The sequence below is a fragment of the Pedobacter sp. N23S346 genome (assembly GCF_048515415.1).
Classification (GTDB): domain Bacteria; phylum Bacteroidota; class Bacteroidia; order Sphingobacteriales; family Sphingobacteriaceae; genus Pedobacter.
Window position 1 is genome coordinate 78,304 of sequence record NZ_JBLYEE010000017.1, and the last position, 16,406, is coordinate 94,709.

Consider the following 16,406-nt stretch of genomic DNA (forward strand, 5'->3'; position numbering starts at 1 on the left):
CCTGTGGTATCCTGCCTGTTTTGATGTTAAGATGCTACAGTGATCCTTTATAAAGTATTCCCTACAGGTTATTACTAAACTACACAAAAAAGTTACCAAAATTTAAATTCTGGCACTGTTTCAAGGCCGGCAGTAAATGCAAATCCTAACAGTAATCACATGCTAACATACTAGAATTAACTTTTTAAAAAAATAATCGTATATATGACGTTTATTATCTTAAATCTTTTACTTTTACATTTAGTAACCGACCAAATATTGAACTTAATGAAATCAAGCACCACATTAAAAAGCATACTTTATACATGCATTTCCGCTTCGCTAAGTGTAATCACTATTCCAATAGCTTTAAAAGCGCAAACCACCAAAATTATCAAGGTTAAATTTGATCAACCCATTGCGAAGGTACAGCCCAATATGTGGGGGGTATTTTTTGAGGACATCAATTTTGGTGCCGATGGAGGTATCTATGCAGAACTGATTAAAAACAGGTCTTTTGAATTTACAAAGCCGCTAATGGGCTGGACGATTCAACGCAAGAAAGCCAACGAAGGCGAAATTTTGGTGGTGAATAGAAAAGATGTGAATGCTTCTAATCTGCGTTACCTGCAAATTAATAATGAAAATGGTGTTTTTGGCATTGTGAATGAAGGCTTTAAAGGCATTGGGATTAAAAAAGGATTGCGTTATAATTTTTCTGTGATGTATCGCCAGCTGGCACCAGGTGTGAAATTACACCTGCAACTATTAAACGAGAAAGACCAGGTAATTGGTGAGGGCAGTTTAATACCTGAAAAAAGCGGCGAAGCATGGAACAAACAATCTACAAGTTTCACCGCAACGGAAACTGACCCCAAAGCAAAATTTGCGGTTATTTTAGAAGGAAAAGGGAAAATTGATTTAGATATGATTTCCCTATTTCCTGGCGATACCTGGAAAAATCGTCCGCAAGGTTTGCGGGCAGATATGGTGCAGCTTTTGGCTGATATGAAGCCAGGTTTTATCCGCTTTCCCGGTGGTTGTATTGTAGAAGGAACTGATTTAGCTAACCGCTATCAGTGGAAGAACACCATTGGCCCGATCGAAGATCGAAAAATGATTATTAACCGCTGGAATACGGAATTCGCACACCGTGCCGCTCCAGATTATTTCCAGAGTTTTGGCTTAGGCTTTTTCGAATATTTCCAGCTGGCTGAAGATATTGGTTCTGATGCCTTGCCTATTTTAAACTGTGGGATGGCTTGTCAATTTAACTCTGGCGAAGTTGCTTCCCTGGATGAGCTTGATCCTTATGTACAGGATGCGTTAGACCTGATCGAATTTGCCAATGGCGATGTAAGCACAAAATGGGGAAAAATGAGGGCAGATCTTGGTCATCCGAAACCTTTCAATTTAAAGATGATGGGCGTTGGGAACGAAAACTGGGGACCACAATACCTGGAACGTTTAGCGATTTTCACTAAAGCCATTAAAGCTAAATATCCTGATTTTAAATTAATTAACAGCTCTGGAACAGATCCTGAAGGTGATCGTTTCAATTTATTAAATACCTCGCTAAGAGGAACAAAGGCTGATTTTATTGATGAACATTACTATCGTCCGGCAGACTGGTTTTTAAAGAATGCAGGTCGTTATGATAATTACCCAAGAAACGATACGAAAATATTTGTTGGAGAATATGCTGTTCACGCTGATAAAAATTACGTAGGCAGCAACCGGAATAACTGGCAAAGCGCATTGGCATCTGCATCGTTAATGACAGGGCTGGAAAGAAATGCAGATGTGGTTCAAATGGCTTCTTATGCTCCACTTTTTGCACACATTGATGCCTGGCAATGGGCGCCGGATATGATTTGGGTAGATAATCTTCAATCTTACGGAACACCTGACTATTATGTACAAAAGCTTTTTTCTACCAATAAGGGTACTGATGTGGTTTCCATCACTTTAGATGGAAAGAATATTATTGGGCAAGATGGGCTTTATGCTTCTTCTGTTCTGGATGCTGGAAAAAAGGAATTGATTATCAAAATTTCTAACAGTTCCGATCAGGCAAAAGTAATTGATTTTGATCTCGAAGGAAAAACGAAATTGAAAAACAAAGGTACATTAGAAGAACTGGCTGATGCCAATTTGAACCAACTTAACTCTTTCACCAATCCGGAAGCAGTAAGTCCGAAAAAATCTAATATAAAAGTTAATGGTAAAAAGCTGACTGCAAGCTTAAAACCTTACTCCTTCAACGTATTTAAAATCCCTTTCAACGAATTCATTCTAACCAAACGATAATGAAAAAAACATTCCTCTCTTTAGCGTTGCTTTGCAGTGGTATTTTTGCCAATGCGCAAAAGGAAACCTCGCTAAGCATTAAACCAGCTGGCGATCAAACCGTGAGCAGACACATTTACGGCCACTTTTCCGAACATTTGGGTCGTTGTATTTACGATGGTTTTTGGGTTGATGAAAATTCAACCATCCCTAACAAAGGTAGAATCAGGTTAGATGTAGTGGCAGCATTGAAGAAAATCAAAGTACCTAATTTGCGTTGGCCAGGTGGCTGTTTTGCAGATGAATACCATTGGAGAGATGGCATTGGCCCGAGAAATCAACGTCCGAAAATGGTGAATACCAATTGGGGTGGCGTAACCGAAGACAATAGCTTTGGTACCCATGAGTTTCTTGATTTGTGTAAAATGCTCGATTGCGAACCCTATATCGCTGGCAATGTGGGCAGTGGAACCGTTGAAGAAATGGCCAAATGGGTAGAATATTTAAACTTTGATGGCGTAAGCCCGATGACGGCTATCCGCAAGCAAAACGGAATGGAAAAACCATGGAAAGTTGCTTTCTGGGGTGTTGGAAATGAAAGTTGGGGTTGTGGAGGAAACATGACCGCTGATTATTACAGCGATTTATATAGAAGATATGCTACTTATGCCAGAGATTATCCTGGTGCGCCACTAAAACGCATTGCCAGCGGTGCCAATGCTGAAGATTACAAATGGACGGAGACCTGCATGAAAAATATCGGTGCAGGTAGAATGTGGGGACTCACTCTACACTATTATACTTTGCCTACCGGAAAATGGGATGCCAAAGGATCTGCAACAAAATTTGATGAAGAACAGTATTTCAATACCATGAAAAACTGTTTACGCATGGAAGAAATTGTAAGCAAACATTCGGAGATTATGGATAAATATGATCCGAAAAAGAAAGTTGCGCTAATTGTAGATGAATGGGGAATCTGGACAGATGTAGAGCCAGGAACCAACCCAGGCTTTCTTTATCAGCAAAACAGCTTACGCGATGCTTTAATTGCCGGAACTACCTTAAATATCTTCAACAATCACTCTGACCGGGTGAGAATGGCCAATTTAGCGCAAACAATTAATGTGTTACAAGCGCTGATTTTGACAGAAAAAGATAAAATGTTGCTTACCCCTACTTACCATGTTTTCGATTTATACAAGGTGCATATGGATGCAAAATACTTGCCAATCAATTTCAACAGTCCTGATTATACCTTGGGTGATCAGAAAATTGCTGCTTTAAATGTTTCCGCATCGCAGGATTCTACCGGTGCAATTCATATTTCACTGGTTAACCTCGATCCAAAAAATAAGATTTCTTTAAATACTGATCTTGGCGATTTGAAATGGAAAACCGTAACCGGACAGATTTTAACTTCAGCTAAACTAACTGATGTAAACACCTTCACTGCTGCAAATAAAGTGCAGAATGCAAAATTTAGTGGTGCTAAGAAATCTGGAAACACACTTAAAGTTGAACTTCCTGCACAATCTGTAGTCGTTCTCGAATTAAAATAAGACCTTATGAGATACAAAATCCTCATCACTTCCCTACTGTTCGTTGCAGTTTTGCAAACGGTAAACGCCCAAACGAAATACGAGATCAGCAGTCCGGATCAAACCCTTAAAGTAAATGTTATTTTAAAGGATAAGCAGTTGTTTTACAACGTGAGCAGAAACGGAGCCGAAGTTTTAAATACCTCAACATTGGGATTGGTTAGCACGGATGCCGATTTTTCAAAAAATCTTTCCTTACTATCAATTTCTAAAAATGAAACAGTTAAAGATACATATACGCTCAAAAATGCAAAGCGATTAATCAACAATTATGCAGCGAATAAGCGGGTGATTCACTTAGAAAATGGATCTAAAAAGAAGTTAGATGTAATCTTTCAGGTTTCAAACGATGGGATTGCCTTCCGCTATTACTTTCCTGATCGTGATGCAAAAATCAATAAGCTATCAGAGGAAAAAACTTCTTTTCATTTCTTCAAAAGTTCAAAAACATGGATGCAGCCAATGTCTGTTGCGAAAACAGGTTGGGAAAGTACGAATCCATCTTACGAGGAATATTATAAAAAAGAAATTAACGTGGGTACACCTGCGCCCACCAATGCAGGCTGGGTTTATCCAGCGCTGTTTAACTACAAAGATACCTGGCTATTGGTATCTGAAACAGGTTTAGATGGCAATTACTGTGCTACCCGTTTAAAACAAAATTCGCCTGATGGCAATTACGAAATTGGTTTTCCAGATCAACGCGAGGCATTTACCGGGCAGAATGTAAACCCTGAATCTACACTTCCATGGTATACGCCATGGCGCATTATTGCAATTGGAAGTTTGAAAACAGTAACAGAATCAACCCTGGGTACAGATTTGGCTTACCCTGCAAAAAGCAATATTAATCCAGATCAGTTTCAGTTAGGAAAAGCTTCCTGGAGCTGGATTATTTTAAAGGATAATTCAATTAAGTATGATGTGCAGAAGAAATATGTTGATTTTGCCGCAGATATGAAATGGGAATTTTGCCTGATCGATGTAAACTGGGATACGACTATAGGTTTCCCAAAAATGCAGGAGCTGGCAGATTATGCCAAATCTAAAAACGTAGGTTTAATCCTCTGGTACAATTCTGCAGGCGCCTGGAACACCGTGAAATACACACCAAAGAACAAACTTAATGTAAGAGAAAGCCGGTTGCAGGAATTTGCCATGCTCCAGAAAATGGGCATCAAAGGGATTAAAGTAGATTTCTTTGGCGGCGATGGTCAATCAATGATCAGGTATTACCTGGAAATTTTTGAAGATGCGGCGAAATTTGGCTTAAGTGTAAATTGCCATGGCGCAACTTTACCACGTGGCTGGCAACGTACCTACCCAAATCTGGTAACCATGGAATCTATTAAGGGAATGGAATTCATCACCTTCGAGCAAGAAAATGCCAATGAGGAACCTGCCCATGCAACCACCATTCCGTTCACCAGGAATGTATTCGATCCGATGGATTTCACGCCGATGTCTTTGAACAAACTTCCAAACATCAATCTGAAAACAACAAGTACTTTCGAACTTGCTTTACCAATCCTTTTCCATTCAGGAGTGCAACATCTGGCAGAAACGCCCGAAGGAATGGCCAAAGTTCCCGCCTTTGTTAAAACGTTCTTACAAGAATTTCCGGCAAGCTGGACAGATACCAAACTAATTGACGGTTACCCTGGTAAGTTTGTGGTGATGGCCAGAAAAGCGGGTAATAAATGGTACATCGCAGGCATCAACGGAGAAAACAACGCTAAAGATGTTTCTTTTGATAGTTCGAAATTTGGTAAGAAAGCCAAGCTGATTATTGATGGTAAAGAAGATTCTTCCTTCATTCAAAGCGACATTACAACAGATGCAAAAACGGAAATTACCATGAAACCTTACGGCGGATTTGTATTGGTAGTTGAATAAAACCAGCACATGAAGAAAGTATTTTATATAGCATTATTGCTCCTGGCAACTTTTTTAAATGTTCAGGGTCAATCTAAAAAAGACGTTTACCTTTTTGCTTATTTCAAAAATAATGGCCAGGATGGTTTGCACCTGGCTTACAGCCAAGATGCCTACAAGTGGACAGCCCTTAAAAATGATTCTTCGTTTCTAAAGCCTGTGGTAAGCAAAGATAAGTTAATGAGAGATCCTTGTATTATTCGTGGCGCTGATGGATGGTTTCATATGGTATGGACGGTTAGCTGGAAGGATAAAGGGATTGGCTATGCCAGTTCTAAAGATTTAATCAACTGGAACGAGCAGCAATTTATTCCGGTGATGGCGAAAGAAGAAGGTGCACGCAATACCTGGGCGCCGGAATTCACTTATGACAGCAATACGAAAACCTACATGATTTACTGGGCATCGACCATTACAGGCAAGTTCACAGAAACCGCATCAGCAATGGAAGACGGCTATAACCACCGGATTTATTACGTGACTACAAAAGACTTTAAAAATTTCTCTGCTACCAAATTACTTTACGAACCTGGTTTTAACGTCATCGATGCTTCAATAGTGAAGGATAAAGGAAGGTTTGTGATGTTTCTAAAAGATGAAACACGTGAGCCTGCCCAGAAAAATATAAAAATTGCCTATGCAGATCAACTCACTGGTCCTTATTTAAAAGCGAGCGAACCAATTACTGGTAATTTTTGGGCTGAAGGACCTACAACGGTAAGAATTGGCAAAAACTGGCTGGTTTACTTCGATAAATACCGAGACCATAAATATGGCGCAATCTTATCATCAGATTTAAAAAGCTGGAAGGATGTTTCTGATCAAATTTCATTGCCTAAAGGGTTAAGACACGGAACGATTCTGACCATTAAGCAAAGTGAACTTAAGCAGTTGCTTAAACAAAAATAATCTTGATTTTACACAGATATTAATATTAAAAAGCTAAGCCCCTATCCGCCTGTCGGCACCTTTCCCCGGGAGGGAAAGGGAGCAAAAACAAAACATTCTTCGCTCCTATCAATAGGCACCCTGCTATTTCCACCTCGCTATCCGGCATAGGGAATGATGGAAGGAGAAGCCGTTGAAATTTTTGCACCAACGTTCAAATCCCCCACAACACAAGGTAGCGCGAACGGCTCCTAAAATAAATCTTTATTACAACCAAATTGAGCCCTTGCGCTACCGCTCATTAAATTTTGACGAGCTAATCCGACATCAGATCCAAGCCTTGATTTTTGTTAAACTTTTTATCAAGAAAAAGTTTAGAGCCCTTCGGCGGCAAGCCGAGGCAAGCCAGCGCAGCGGGAAAATAACAGCCCCTATCCGCCTGGCGGCACCTTTCCCCGGAAGGGAAAGGGCGCAAGAAAAAAAACATATTTCGCACCTTGCTATTGCCACCCTGCTCGCTTAAATAATTTTCCCGCAGATTAAGAAGATTTCCGCAGAAGCGAGCGGCAAAAATCTGCGGTAATCATTTAGATCTGCGGGACCAACCTTTGCATTATGCTGAAGGACGAATCTACTAGCAAAATCGTCATTGCGAGGCACGAAGCAATCTATTTTAAAGATTCTTCAATGGAGATTGCTTCAGCAGATGAAGCCCCTACAATAACGGTTTTTCTTTAGGTCCTGAATCAAGTTCAGGATGACGACCGTTTTAACCCGCCGTTCATGCAAATGCGAAAAAAGGTTCGGTGTTGAACGAAGTCAGTAGATAAAAACGCAGGGATCCTTCGCTGCGCTCTGGATGACAATCCTGCTATTTCCACCCTGCTATCCGGCATAGGAGATGATGGAAGGAGAAGCCGTTGAAATTTTTGCACCAACATTAAAATCCCTCCAACCCAAGGTAGCGTGAACGGCTCCTAAAGCAAATCATTATTATAAAGCAAATCGAGCCCTTGCGCTACCGCCATTCAAATTTTGACGAGCTAATCCGACATCAGATCCAAGCCTTGATTTTTGCTTCTTTTCATCAAGGAAAAGAAGAAAGCCCTTCGGAGGCTAGTCGAGGCAGGCAGGGTATTGGCAAAATGGTTGGTGAGCCACCAAACCATGGGTTTGAGAAAAAAGCCCTTATCCGCCTAACTGCATCTTTCCCCGGGAGGGAAAGGGCGCAAGAAAAAAGCATTCTTCGCACCTATCAATAGGCACCCTGCTATTGCCATAACATAAAAAAACACAAAATGGTTGGTGAGTCACCACACCATGGGTTCGTTGATAGCAAACGTATTAACATGGAGTGGTTTACGAGACACGATTCTAGTGTTAGCATCTCGCTAATACCTTATCAATAAAATGCAATAAACTTTTGATAGTGGCCAGGAAAGAAAATTGTCAATGCTGATTCCAACTCTTTACTCCCAACCCCAAGCTCAATTCCCATCCGGCTTCACCAGACTGCTTTTCGGGCTTTCGGGCCACTTCCAAACCGAAGGATCATCAGGCTTTGATGGATTAAAATCAGGTAAATCATCAACCAAAAACTTCATTAGCCCCAGTTTCTGATCCTTAATACCAAGGATGACACATTGCGCAATTTCATAAGCACCATATGGATTGAAGTGCGTATTATCGGCCAGTGGTTTGTCTTGTCCTGGATAGCTGTTTGCAGGATAATGAACCAATGCTTTTTTAGATTCTTCTTCGCCTAGCGCATTAAATAATTGAGCAGTCATTGCATTCAGGTCAATCAGCGCTACGTTTTCATCTTTTGCAACCTTTCGGGCAGCGTTGGGAAAATCACCTAAAGTATTCTGAACTTTACCAGTAGAATCAAAAGATCGCCTGCTGGTTGAAGTTACGATTACTGGAATCCCCCCTTTTTTCTTCGCTTCAGCAATAAAGGTTTTTAACCTTTCGGTATATGATTTATATGCGCCATCGTTAACTCCCTTATCTTTCTGGTCATTATGCCCGAATTCAACAAAAAGATAATCACCAGGTTTCATCACATTCAACACCTTAGCCAACCGCTTACTGCCAATGAAAGAGCCGAGTGTTAAACCAGATTCTGCATGGTTGGCAATGGCTACGCCAGGTTTAAAAAACCGTGGAATCATTTGCCCCCAAGATGCCCATGGCTCATCTTCCTGATTAACCACAGTAGAATTCCCAGCTAAAAACACCGTAATCTGATCTTCCACTCTTTTAATTTCCAGGGCTGCTAAAGCTGTTTTACCATCAAATTCCAGGGTAAGTTTATCATCCCAATCCAACTTGGTTAACTCACGCAGTTTTAAAGAAACCACCTGTCCACCTGTAATATTTCTATTTTTGATATTTACAATGAAGGTTTTAGTCAGAAACTGACCAGCTCTCGTTTTTACATTTTCCAACATTAATCTGCGCGATTCTGCTTTTACAGTAGTTAATGTCGGTTCTTTTTCATCGCCCAAAGTCACGGTAACCTGGTAATTTCCTTCGGATACAGCAACTGAAAAGTAAAAGGGTTTTTCGCTTTTCACTCCATCAGTTGTCAATGCATTTTTTCCTGCATGATTCATTCCCTCCACATTTGAATCGAAATCAAAGCCATATTTTTTCCCTTCTTCATATTGAGTTCCGGGAAGAATATTGAGGTAACCTTTTGCTGTTTTCCCAGGACCGAAATCAAATTTATAGCTGGTTTGTTGTGCAAATGATGCATTAAAAAATAGTGTCAACAAAATATTGAGAAGAAATATTTTTTTACGGTTCATGGTTTTTTGATCAGTTTACAAAAGATTTGCACAGGATTTAGATGGCAATTAAATTTGTGATCATGACAGATATACGTCGTTTTCTAAATTTGGTTAGTGCCATCTCAAAACATTATAGCAATCAAATATGCACAAAGTTATGATTTAAGCCATCCTGTGGTTACCCGTTCACTTGCAACCTTCGAATTCTCTAGAGGTTGCTTTACAGCATATTTATAATGCTATGATAAAACCTGCTTGATTTTGGTGCCTGATTTTCTACAGATGCATTTAAGGCAAACTTAATTTTATGCACCTTCCGCGGACTTAAATTTAGCTGTGTATAAGGAATAAAGATGAATACCTGATCTGCCGACGATCGGTTTTCGGAAGCATATTGCTGATTTGCTGCGAATACTTTCCCACTCTCGCAACAATAAAGATTATAGAAGTTTTTTAATTCTTTCCCATTTTCGAGGTAAAAACAAGTTTTAACCAATAAATCTGCATTTGCATTTATTAGGCCTTGCAGTTTTGGGTAAATTTTAATTCCCTTTTCCTGATTATAAACTGCATTATAAATCACTTTAGCAGCTAAAGCATTAGGATTTTGCTGTGCACTTAGCCTTATAGAAATCAATACGAGCAAGAATAGAATTGATAACCTTTTCATTTTGAGGAGATATGACACAAAACTAGCTTAGCCAGATGTCAATTCAACCTAATGCATCCATTATGATCAAAAACTGTAAACTTATTTCACAGTATTCTACACATTTCACACACCAAAACAGAACTTTGTGTAAGAATCTGTATCCCATCCGGGATATATCTTGTCTCAGAAAACGGATGAAAAGAAAAAGCCCTTCAATCCTGAAAGGGCTTTTTTTAGTTGTCTATCCCTATAAGTAGGAGCCCAAAAATAAATAATCACTTTAATATTTTAGAGGTATGAATAAAGTGAACAGAAAAAAATTAGTTCATTTTTAGCGTTCAGCGTGAATAGATGCCATAATAAAACTTAAACGACTGTTATTCAACACCTTTTGCTGTCGTTTTAATACTATAGAGCGACTTCGAAGCAGTGATAAAAAGTGTATCACGATTTGTTCCGCCAAAGCAAATATTTCCGCACCAATCTTCAGGAACATCAATATGGCTGATTTTCTCTCCGTTTGGTTTATAAATATCAACACCTTTTCCGGTGATGTAAATGTTTCCGGCAGTATCCAATGTCATTCCGTCTGATCCCTGCTTAAAAAGAAGTGTTTGGCTACTTAAAGATGCATCGCTATTGATGTCATAACGATAGGTAACATCGGCTTGTCGATCGGCAACATACAAATACTTCCCATCTGGTGTTCCAACTATACCATTCGGCCGTACCATTTTATCAGCAACTATTTTTGCCGTCTTTTTCCCTTTCGGAAGATAATATACCTTTTCGCCATTAAGTGCTGAAGCTTTTCTCGTCCAGTAATTACGCTGATAATAAGGATCGGTAAAATAAATACCACCTTTTGCATCTATCCAGAGATCATTGGGTCCGTTTACTTTCTTTCCCTCAAAATTGGAGAATAAAACCTTTATTTTTCTATTCATGCTGATAGACCAGATTTCATTTTGTTCATCTGCACATATAATCAGGTTGCCTTTTTTATCGAAATAGGTTCCGTTTGCCCTCCCCGATTTCCCCACAAATAAGCTTAATTTACCTTCAGTATCATACTTCCAAATCTGGTCATTCGGTTGATCAGTAAAAAAAATGTTCCCCTGTTTATCTACAGATGCGCCTTCAGTAAACTTAAATTGTGAAGAAATAAGCTTCAGGCTATCCTGGATAAAAATTGGCTTTATTGATTGAGAAAATGCTGTCGTACAAAAAGAAATTGACAGCATTATTAATAAATATCGTTTCATAATTGCAAAATGGAGATAATTTCCCCGGCTTACAAGTAAATTTTTGAACGAAAAAAGTGACCCATTTGGGATCTAAATATTAACATTATCTTTCTGCTCAATAAGTTTGAAATTTTGTCTTCCACCTAAATTTAAAGTTATTTTCTAATTTTACACTTTATGGAAAACAAGACCATCGCCCGCACTTTACGGTTTTTATCGCAGTTAATGGAACTGCACGAAGAGAATCCTTTCAAAATAAAATCAATAGCCAATGCCTATTTTAAAGTAGATAAATTACCTTTTGCTTTGAAAGATAAGCCCATAGAAGATATTGATAAAATAGACGGGATTGGTAAAGGTCTGGCCTCGAAGATCATCGAACTGCTTCAAACCGGCGAGCTTAAAGAACTCAATGAAATTATCGGGCAAACGCCTGAAGGTGTTGTGGAAATGCTTGGCATTAAAGGGATTGGTCCGAAAAAGATTCTCATTATCTGGCGCACACTCGGAATTGAAAGCATTGGAGAACTCTATTATGCCTGTAACGAAAACCGCTTGATTGAGGCAAAAGGCTTCGGTTTAAAAACGCAGGAAGAAATAAAAAATGCCATTGAGTTTAAACTTGCTGCAAACGGACGATTCCTTTATGCGCAGGTAGAAGCCTTTGCCAATAGCTTGTTTGCACAAATTTCTGAGTGGCTAATCACGGTAGACAATCATTCGTCGTTGGGTTTTGCCGGACAGTATCGCCGTGCATGCGAAATTATCGATGAACTAGAATTTGTAATTGGTGCAGAAAATATTGAAAGTGTACACGAAAATCTAACTTTATTTAATCCGCTATCGCTTATTGCTGGCGAAGATGCCTTTATTGCCACCACCGAGGCTGGATTGAGGGTGAAGATTTTTGTAGTAGAAAAAGCAGACTTCTATCTGGAATGGTTTAAACAAACCGGAAATAGCGAACATGTAGAAAAAGTACTTCAGCTGGCTGGCGAAGGACCATTTACAAATGAAAATGAAATTTACAGCAAAGCTGGATTAGCATTCATTGAACCTGAACTTCGGGAAGATGTAGAAATTATTGAGCTTGCTAAAACTAATCAATTACCTGATTTAATTACAAACCAAGATTTAAAAGGCAGCTTGCACAATCACTCCACCTGGAGCGATGGCGTACATACTTTGGAGCAAATGGCCGTTTATTGTAAAGAGGTATTGAACTTAGAATACTTCGGGATTTGCGACCACTCCAAAACGGCTGTTTATGCTAAGGGATTAAATGAGCAGCGTGTATTTGGTCAGCATCAGGAAATTGATGAACTGAACAAGAAACTGGCTCCATTTAAAATTTTCAAGGGTATTGAAAGTGATATTTTAAGTGATGGTTCTCTGGATTATTCAGATGATATTTTAAAAACCTTTGATTTTGTAGTCGCATCCGTACACAGTAATTTGAGAATGGACGAAGCCAAAGCCACGAACCGCTTATTAAAAGCAATTGAAAATCCATATACCACTATTTTGGGCCACCCAACAGGTAGATTATTGCTAAGTCGCGCAGGTTACCCGATCGATTATAAAAAAATTATTGATGCCTGTTCCGCTAACGGAGTGGTGATTGAAATTAATGCAAACCCATTACGTTTAGACTTAGATTGGCGCTGGCACCGCTACGCATTAGAAAAAGGTGTATTACTTTCCATTAATCCGGATGCACACAGAACAGATGGTTTCCATGATACCCGTTACGGTGTACTTGTTGCCAGAAAAGGTGGTTTAAGCGCTGATAAATGTTTGAATGCTTTTTCTTTGGAGGAGATAACGGAATATTTTGGTAGTAGGAAGGGTTAGAAAGGTTAGTGTGGGTTAGCAGGTTATAGGGTTAGAAAAAAATCTTTATTATTCTAATCACTTTATCTGTGCAATCCATATATCTGTGTAATCAATCCGAAGGAAAAAAATCTGTGTAATTTACCCGAAGGAAATCTTTTAATATCTTTGCCCCATGATCAGTGAAATTGCCAACCGCATATTTAATGAAGTAATTACAGATTATCACAAGTTTGATAATATTGACCATCCGGTTGAAAATCCTTATGATGCCGAGAGCCTGGAACACCTTTTATATATTAAAAACTGGATTGATACTGCACAATGGCATATGGAAGATGTGGTTCGTAATCCAAACATCGACCCAGTTGAAGGCTTGAGCTGGAAAAGACGCATTGATGCTCAAAACCAGGTACGTACCGATATGGTGGAGTTTATCGACGGCTATTTCTTGAATTTATATCAAGGAATAGCGGCTTTACCAGATGCCAAAATTAACACGGAAAGTCCGGCATGGGCAATTGACAGGCTTTCGATCTTGGCCTTAAAAATTTATCATATGAATGAAGAGGCGGAGCGCGAAACCGCATCAGCGGAACACCGTGAACAATGCCAGATCAAATTGAACATTTTATTGTCGCAACGCAATGACCTTTCTACCAGTATTGATGAGCTATTGGTAGATATTGAAGCTGGAAAAAAGTACATGAAAGTGTATAAACAAATGAAAATGTATAACGATCCGAGTTTAAATCCGGTGTTGTATAATAAAGGATAAAGGAGCAAAGAATAAGGATAAAAGAAAAAAGACTAAAGCGAAAAGACTAAAGCAGAAAGCTAAGTAAACGGCCCAATCTTGATACTTGATACTAACTACTTAATACTAAAAAGCAAAAAGTCTAAAGCGGAAAGCTAGGCAAAATGCCCGATCTTGATACTTGATACTAACTCCTTAATACTAGAAAGCGGAAAGCCAGGCAAAACGCCCAATCTTGATACTTGATACTAACTACTTAATACTAAAAAGCGAAAAGTCTAAAGCTAAAAGCCAGGTAAAGCGCCCGATCTTGATACTTGATACTAACTCCTTAATACTAAAAAGCGGAAAGCCAGGCAAAACGCCCAATCTTGATACTTGATACTAACTACTTAATACTATAAAGCAAAGCCCAATGCCTGCCAAAAATAAAATTATCGTTTTACGTTTTTCAGCTATGGGTGATGTGGCGATGGTTGCTTCTGTTTTGAAAGAGTTCGCTATACAAAACCCTGCGGCAGAGATCATCATGGTAAGTCGCGAGGCGTTTAAACCCTTTTTTAATGATATTCCAAACGTAGTTTTCCATGCCATTCAGCCCAAAACCATTCATAAAGGTATTATTGGATTGTATAAACTTTACCAGGAACTGCGCAAATATCAACCAACTGCAACTGCCGATTTGCACGATAATTTACGTAGTCGTGCAGTTTGTACTTTCTTCCGTTTAGCAGGCATAAAAATTAAACGACTGGATAAGGGCCGGGCTGAAAAAAAAGTACTGATCCGTTCAGAAAACAAAATCTTTAAGCCACTGCGTCAAACAGTTGAGCGTTACGCAGATGTTTTTCGGGAACTGGATTTTAACATTCAGTTGAGTCATCAATTAAAACAAAATCCGCGGGAATTACCTTCAAAAGCTACTAATTTATTTAACCATCTGTCAGTAAAAAAAATAGGCATCTCTCCTTTCGCACAACATATTTATAAAGTTTATCCTTTAGAAAAAATGGAGCAAGTAATTGCTTCTTTGAGTTCAATGGGTTTCGAACTCTTTATTTTTGGGGGAGGAAAATCCGAACAAACCATTGCTGAAAACTGGGCGAATAGCCATCCTCATACCCACAATTTAATCGGAAATTTCAACCTAACAGAAGAGCTTGCGATCATCTCCAATCTCGATTTAATGTTAAGCATGGATTCTTCCGGAATGCACATGGCCTCATTGGTTGGTGTACCAGTGGTTTCAGTTTGGGGCCCAACGCATCCTTATGCAGGTTTTTTAGGTTATGGACAATCAGAAAGCAACTGTGTTCAAATTGAACATCCGGCAAGGCCAAATTCGATTTATGGAAACAAACCTTGTAAGTGTGGTGTTGAAAGTTGTATGGACTTAATTGAGCCACAAACTATCGTAAACAAAATTAAAGAAAACTTAAATGGCTAAGCAATTACTGTTGGTTCGGCACGGAAAATCTGACTGGGGAAATTTAGATTTAAAGGATTTCGACCGACCTTTAAATAAACGTGGAAAAGAGAATGCACCAGAAATGGCCGAGCGTTTAATTAATAAAGGTTTTAAGTTTGATTTAATAGTGAGCAGTCCGGCGAAACGTGCCAAAACAACTGCCAAATATTTCGCCGAAGCTTATAAAACTGACCAGATTCAATTTGAAGAAGCGATTTATGAGGCAAGTTCCAAAACACTCCTTCATATCATCAACGGTTTTAAGGATGAGGTAGATAATGTAGTAATGTTTGGTCATAATCCAGGTTTTACCGATTTGGCCAATGAGTTGAGCGATGCTGATCTTTACAATATTCCCACTGCTGGAATGGTACTGATTTCTTTTCCATTTGATTCATGGGCGATGGTGAGCAAAGGAACTGGAGAAATGGTTTTCTTTGATTATCCGAAGAATAGTGATGAGATGTAGGCATTATTGTCATTCAAAGAGCATCGAAGAATCCCCAACCTATACACACCGAATCAAACTCGACCTATTGACCTTTTTTATTAGTTATACTTTCCAATTCACTTTGGAAAGATCCTGAATCAAGTTCAGAAGGAAGATTCTTCACAAATGTCACATTTAGAATTGCCACGGAAGCACAGAATACACGGAAATTATCTAACATGATTTCAACCGCAGTGAATTTCACAAACTTTTTTCTGCATCCTGTCATTCAGAGCGCAGCGAAGAATCCCCAACTTATTCTCACCGAACCAAACCCTACCTATTGACCTTTTTTATTAGTTATACTTTCCAATTCACTTTGAAAAGATCCTGAATCAAGTTCACTGTTGTCCGGTAAAGATTTTTTTTTGATAAAATAAAAGGGGTTGCTTTTGGCTTCCCCTTTTTAGTGTTGATATTTGAGTTACCACACTTAAACATTCAACATGGGCAAAAATACTTTTTTTACCGG

12 protein-coding genes are annotated in these 16,406 nt (G+C 39.0%); 9 read left to right on the forward strand and 3 right to left on the reverse strand.

Features of this window, described 5'->3' with window-relative positions; translation table 11 throughout:
- Window positions 1-267: 267 nt before the first annotated feature.
- The 5 genes from ACN1CD_RS21630 to ACN1CD_RS21650 all read left to right on the forward strand — a co-directional run bounded on the left by ACN1CD_RS21630 (window position 268) and on the right by ACN1CD_RS21650 (window position 7,215).
- Window positions 268-2,289, forward strand: a complete 2,022-nt coding sequence (locus ACN1CD_RS21630; RefSeq protein WP_419132500.1) for an alpha-L-arabinofuranosidase C-terminal domain-containing protein — start codon at window positions 268-270, stop codon at window positions 2,287-2,289.
- Window positions 2,289-3,830, forward strand: coding sequence for an alpha-N-arabinofuranosidase (locus ACN1CD_RS21635; protein WP_419132501.1), 1,542 nt, complete (start codon window positions 2,289-2,291; stop codon window positions 3,828-3,830). Before ACN1CD_RS21630 ends, ACN1CD_RS21635 begins: the two co-directional genes overlap by 1 nt.
- A 6-nt stretch (window positions 3,831-3,836) precedes the next feature.
- The gene (locus ACN1CD_RS21640) at window positions 3,837-5,765 is read left to right on the forward strand and encodes a glycoside hydrolase family 97 catalytic domain-containing protein (RefSeq protein ID WP_419132502.1); all 1,929 of its coding nucleotides are present in this window, start codon (window positions 3,837-3,839) and stop codon (window positions 5,763-5,765) included.
- Between the two features lie 9 nt (window positions 5,766-5,774).
- Window positions 5,775-6,713: a glycoside hydrolase family 43 protein gene (locus tag ACN1CD_RS21645; protein ID WP_419132503.1), complete on the forward strand. Its 939-nt coding sequence runs from the start codon at window positions 5,775-5,777 to the stop codon at window positions 6,711-6,713.
- A 181-nt stretch (window positions 6,714-6,894) separates the two neighbouring features.
- Window positions 6,895-7,215 (forward strand): hypothetical protein, encoded by a 321-nt coding sequence (locus ACN1CD_RS21650; RefSeq protein ID WP_419132504.1) that lies wholly within the window; start codon window positions 6,895-6,897, stop codon window positions 7,213-7,215.
- 964 nt (window positions 7,216-8,179) lie between these two features.
- Here ACN1CD_RS21650 and ACN1CD_RS21655 read toward each other — a convergent pair.
- The 3 genes from ACN1CD_RS21655 to ACN1CD_RS21665 form a co-directional block, all read right to left on the reverse strand.
- Complete coding sequence (locus ACN1CD_RS21655) at window positions 8,180-9,505, reverse strand: rhamnogalacturonan acetylesterase (RefSeq protein ID WP_419132505.1); 1,326 nt, start codon at window positions 9,503-9,505, stop codon at window positions 8,180-8,182.
- Between the two features lie 202 nt (window positions 9,506-9,707).
- A complete protein-coding gene (locus tag ACN1CD_RS21660) occupies window positions 9,708-10,157 on the reverse strand; it encodes a hypothetical protein (protein ID WP_419132506.1) in 450 nt (149 codons plus the stop codon).
- Window positions 10,158-10,516: 359 nt separating this feature from the next.
- Window positions 10,517-11,383: an SMP-30/gluconolactonase/LRE family protein gene (locus ACN1CD_RS21665; RefSeq protein ID WP_419132507.1), complete on the reverse strand. Its 867-nt coding sequence runs from the start codon at window positions 11,381-11,383 to the stop codon at window positions 10,517-10,519.
- Window positions 11,384-11,563: 180 nt separating this feature from the next.
- On the opposite strand from ACN1CD_RS21665, the gene ACN1CD_RS21670 reads away from it, so the two are divergent.
- From ACN1CD_RS21670 to ACN1CD_RS21685, 4 genes are all read left to right on the forward strand, one after another.
- A complete protein-coding gene (locus tag ACN1CD_RS21670; protein WP_419132508.1) occupies window positions 11,564-13,240 on the forward strand; it encodes a helix-hairpin-helix domain-containing protein in 1,677 nt (558 codons plus the stop codon).
- A gap of 154 nt (window positions 13,241-13,394) precedes the next feature.
- Window positions 13,395-13,997 carry a DUF4254 domain-containing protein gene (locus tag ACN1CD_RS21675; protein ID WP_419132509.1) on the forward strand — a complete coding sequence of 201 codons (603 nt, stop codon included), beginning with the start codon at window positions 13,395-13,397 and terminating at the stop codon, window positions 13,995-13,997.
- 394 nt (window positions 13,998-14,391) lie between these two features.
- Window positions 14,392-15,423, forward strand: coding sequence for a glycosyltransferase family 9 protein (locus ACN1CD_RS21680; protein WP_419132510.1), 1,032 nt, complete (start codon window positions 14,392-14,394; stop codon window positions 15,421-15,423).
- Window positions 15,416-15,913 (forward strand): SixA phosphatase family protein, encoded by a 498-nt coding sequence (locus ACN1CD_RS21685; protein WP_419132511.1) that lies wholly within the window; start codon window positions 15,416-15,418, stop codon window positions 15,911-15,913. The genes ACN1CD_RS21680 and ACN1CD_RS21685 overlap by 8 nt, the downstream gene beginning before the upstream one ends.
- Window positions 15,914-16,406: the final 493 nt, after the last annotated feature.